This is a genomic window from Burkholderia reimsis, assembly GCF_003294055.1.
In the GTDB taxonomy this organism is placed as follows: Bacteria; Pseudomonadota; Gammaproteobacteria; order Burkholderiales; family Burkholderiaceae; genus Burkholderia; species Burkholderia cepacia.
In genome coordinates this window covers 1-3773 of record NZ_QMFZ01000093.1, presented here as the reverse complement: position 1 = coordinate 3773, position 3773 = coordinate 1, and the positions used below count along the sequence as shown (strand labels likewise).

General features: G+C 69.9%; 6 protein-coding genes and 1 pseudogene. 3 read left to right on the top strand and 4 right to left on the bottom strand.

Features of this window, described 5'->3' with window-relative positions; translation table 11 throughout:
* From DPV79_RS41265 to DPV79_RS41255, 3 genes and pseudogenes are all read left to right on the top strand, one after another.
* Nucleotides 1-206: pseudogene (locus tag DPV79_RS41265) on the top strand (acetyl-CoA C-acetyltransferase); the annotation flags it as partial.
* A gap of 217 nt (nt 207-423) precedes the next feature.
* Entirely contained in the window at nt 424-1167 is a 744-nt protein-coding gene (gene phbB, locus DPV79_RS41260; protein WP_048025659.1) for an acetoacetyl-CoA reductase, read from the top strand.
* A 108-nt stretch (nt 1168-1275) separates the two neighbouring features.
* Nucleotides 1276-1482, top strand: a complete 207-nt coding sequence (locus tag DPV79_RS41255) for a hypothetical protein (RefSeq protein WP_048025658.1) — start codon at nt 1276-1278, stop codon at nt 1480-1482.
* Nucleotides 1483-1573: 91 nt separating this feature from the next.
* On the opposite strand, the gene DPV79_RS41250 is transcribed toward DPV79_RS41255, so the two are convergent.
* The 4 genes from DPV79_RS41250 to DPV79_RS41235 form a co-directional block, all read right to left on the bottom strand.
* Entirely contained in the window at nt 1574-1864 is a 291-nt protein-coding gene (locus tag DPV79_RS41250) for a hypothetical protein (RefSeq protein ID WP_059589684.1), read from the bottom strand.
* A 31-nt stretch (nt 1865-1895) separates the two neighbouring features.
* Entirely contained in the window at nt 1896-2399 is a 504-nt protein-coding gene (locus tag DPV79_RS41245) for a hotdog family protein (protein WP_060049394.1), read from the bottom strand.
* On the bottom strand, nt 2399-3214 hold the full coding sequence (locus DPV79_RS41240; RefSeq protein WP_113048157.1) for a beta-ketoacyl synthase chain length factor: 816 nt from the start codon (nt 3212-3214) through the stop codon (nt 2399-2401). The genes DPV79_RS41245 and DPV79_RS41240 overlap by 1 nt, the downstream gene beginning before the upstream one ends.
* Nucleotides 3215-3222: 8 nt before the next feature.
* Nucleotides 3223-3773, bottom strand: a 551-nt coding sequence (locus tag DPV79_RS41235; RefSeq protein WP_482764121.1) for a beta-ketoacyl-[acyl-carrier-protein] synthase family protein, incomplete at its 5' end; no start/stop codon positions are given.

The following is a 3773-nucleotide window of genomic DNA, read 5'->3' as shown; positions in this document are numbered from 1 at the left end:
CGGTGCACAAGCAGATGGGCTGGGACACGTCGAAGGTGAACGTGAACGGCGGGGCGATCGCGATCGGTCACCCGATCGGCGCGTCGGGCTGCCGGATCCTGGTGACGCTGCTGCATGAAATGCAGAAGCGCGACGCGAAGCGCGGGCTGGCGTCGCTGTGCATCGGCGGCGGGATGGGCGTCGCGCTCGCGGTCGAGCGCGCCTGAGCGGGGCCTGACGATTCGTCCCGCGTGCGGCGCCGGTGAGCGCCGCACGCGGGTGAAGCGGTTTTCGCGCACGACAAGTGGTCAACAACACGCGCGAGGTGCCGGTGCGTGCCGTGCCTGCAACGCGGGCGGTTGCGCATCGAAGCGGTGGGGCGGCAGCATGTGCGATGCCGTCGCCCCGCTTTCATCGATTACTTTTTTGTCGGTAATTTATAGGATGACTAAGCGAATTGCAGTTGTGACTGGTGGAATGGGCGGCCTCGGCGAAGCGGTCAGCATCAGGTTGAACGACGCGGGCCACCGGGTAGTCGTCACGTATTCGCCGAGCAACACCGGCGCGGACCGCTGGCTGACCGAGATGCATGCGGCCGGCCGCGAGTTCCATGCGTATCCGGTGGACGTGGCCGACCACGATTCGTGCCAGCAATGCATCGAGAAGATCGCCCGGGACGTCGGCCCGGTCGACATTCTCGTGAACAACGCGGGCATCACGCGCGACATGACGCTGCGCAAGCTCGACAAGGTCAACTGGGATGCGGTGATCCGCACGAACCTCGATTCCGTGTTCAACATGACGAAGCCGGTCTGCGAAAGCATGGTCGAGCGCGGCTGGGGCCGCATCGTCAACATCTCGTCGGTGAACGGCTCGAAGGGTTCGGTCGGCCAGACCAACTACGCGGCCGCGAAGGCCGGCATGCACGGCTTCACGAAATCGCTCGCGCTCGAGATCGCGCGCAAGGGTGTGACGGTGAACACCGTGTCGCCGGGCTACCTCGCGACGAAGATGGTCACGGCGATCCCGCAGGACATCCTCGACTCGAAGATCCTCCCGCAGATTCCGGCGGGCCGGCTCGGCAAGCCCGAGGAAGTCGCGGCGCTGGTCGCTTACCTGTGCTCGGAGGAGGCCGGCTTCGTGACGGGCTCCAACATCGCGATCAACGGCGGCCAGCACATGCACTGACGCACGGCGGCCCGGACGGCGCGCATGCCCGTGCCGGGCCGTGTTCCGCTGGTTCCAGTGCCGCGGCGGCACAGGTGTGCCGGTGCGGCCCCGCATTCCGGAGAAGGCATGAGCGACACCTGGATGGGACTCGCGATCGGCGGCGCGGCACTGGCCGTCGCGCTGACGATGGCGATCTCGCTCTTCTGGCTCGAACGGCGCCGTGCGCGGCTGCTGCGGAACTTCGATCATCGCGATTGCTGGCTCGTCGCTTACGGCAAGTGTTTCGCGCGCGTGCGGGCCAGGCCGGCACGCCGCATGCGCGGCGCGCGTTGACGGCGGTGGCATGGCGGCAGTCACGCATCACCGTTGACGCGCGGTCACGCGTCGCGCGCATGCCGCAAGGCGGTGCGCGCGACGCCCGTCGTCAATCGCTCTTTCCGCCCGACTCGCCGGAGCCGTTCTTGTGGAAGATCCGCTTCGTCGTGCGCTTGGTGGCATCCCAGCCTTCGCGCGAGACGTGTGCGACGCCGTGCCCGACCGCCTTCGCCGCACTCGCGGTCGCGTGGCCGAAGCTGCGGGCCGCCTCGCCGGTCTTGTGCGCGGCTTCCTTCGAATCGCGCTTGATGTCCTGCTTCACTTCCGACATGTCCGCGTGCGCGATCGGGCTGATCAGCGCCAGAACGAGCGCGGTACCAATGAACTGACGAACTTTCACGACCTGGTTTCCTTCCGTTGAACAAGCCTCTTCAGCGAGGATTCGCGTCGCCGGCGGGCGCCGGGCGAAGCACGCCGGCCGCCGATGCGTCGAGCATCACCGCGGCGCGGCCGGACAGCAGCACGCGCTCGCCGCAGCGCAGCGCGAAGCCGTACAGCACCGAGCGGGCGTCGCCGCTCACGCGTTCCGCTTCGACGACGAGCGGCTGCGTGAAGGTGTCGAGCCGGTCGACGAACGCGTCGACGTTGCGCACGCTCGCCAGATAGCCGACGCGCGGGCGCGCTTCGTGCGCACCGAGCAACGCGCCGTGCACGGCCATCGCCTGCGCCGCGTATTCGATGCCGCAGACGGACGCGAGCCGGCCGTGCGCGCGCAGCGGGTTGTGCGGATGACGGTGGCTCGTCGCGGTGCAGCGGATGCGGGCGGCATCCCACGCATCGACCGTATCGAGCACGCACATCGCGCCGTCGTGCGGAATGTGCGCGGCGATCCACGCGTGGTCGAGCGGCGGCGCGAGCGGGATCGTCGCGGTCATCACGCACGCTCCGCGAACGTATCCGGCATCGCGACATCGACCTGCACGCGTGTATCGGCCAGGTAGTCGAGCACGACGCGTGTCGAACGCCGCGCGGCGAGCGCCTCGAGCAGCGGCAGCACGCGCGCGGCCGGATTGCCGGCACGCAGCGCGTCGAGCCCGGCGTGCGCGAGCGTCGTGGCGGGGGTGTCGGTGAGTTGCACGTCGATGCGGGCGAGCGCGTGTTCGCTTGCTTCCGGCGCGAGCACGAGCGCGACGCCGAACGCATCGTCGATCGGCCGCACCGCGCGCAGCGGTTCCGGATAGTCGGTGTCGTACGCGATCAGCAGCGTCGGCACGCGATCGACGACGACCTGGCACAGGCTCTCGAGCAGCCCGGCGGCAAAGCTGCCGTCGTGCGCGCACAGCACGTTCGACGTCGCCATCGCGCGGGTCGCGATGCTCCAGTAGCCGGCCGGCGCGTTGTGCACGGAGTTGTGGAAGCGCGTCGGCGACAACTGGCGATCGTCGCCGGCGAGGGTTTCGCAGATCGCGTGGCAGTTCTGGCCGTCGCCGCCCGACGCGCTGAACACGGTCGCGAGCGTCGCGGCGTCGCGTGCGCTTGCGGCCACCGCTTCGTGGCCGGCCGCGAGCGCCGTGCGCACGACGGGGCCCGTGCGGCGCCGCTCGGCCGACGGCAGGCCGGCCGGCGGCGGCAGCTCGGTGCGGGCGGGCGCATACGGCGCGCGGCCCGCGAGCACGTCGGCCGCGTGCGGCCAGCCGCTCAATCCCGGGCCGACGAGGCCGATGCTTTCGATGAAGGCGGTCAGTGTCATGGCGGGCCTCAACGGCGTGCGTGGTCGGCGCGGCCGAGGATCAGGCTGCAATTCGTGCCGCCGAAGCCGAACGAATTGGAGAGGACGGCGCGCACGCGCGCATCGCGGCTCGCGAGCACGTAATCGGCGACGAGTGTCGGGTCGGGTTGCGTCGTGTTGACGCCCGCCGGCACGAACTGTCCGCGCAGCGCGAGCGCGGCGACGACCGCCTCGAGCGCGCCCGCCGCGCCGAGCGTATGGCCGGTCGCGCCCTTCGTCGAGCTGCACGGCGTGCCGGCGAACAGCGCGCCGATCGCGCGGCTTTCGGCCGCGTCGTTGCTCGGCGTCGCGGTGCCGTGCAGGTTCACGTAGTCGATGTCGTTCGCGCCGAGGCCGGCGGACGCAAGCGCCTGCTCGATGGCGACGCGCGCGCCGAGCCCGTCCGGATGCGGCGACGACATGTGATGCGCGTCGCTCGATTCGCCGATGCCGAGCAGCAGGATCGCATCGGCGTCGATTCGCTGTGCCTGACGACGCTGTACGGCTTCAATTCGCTCGAACTGCTGTCGCGCCGGACGAG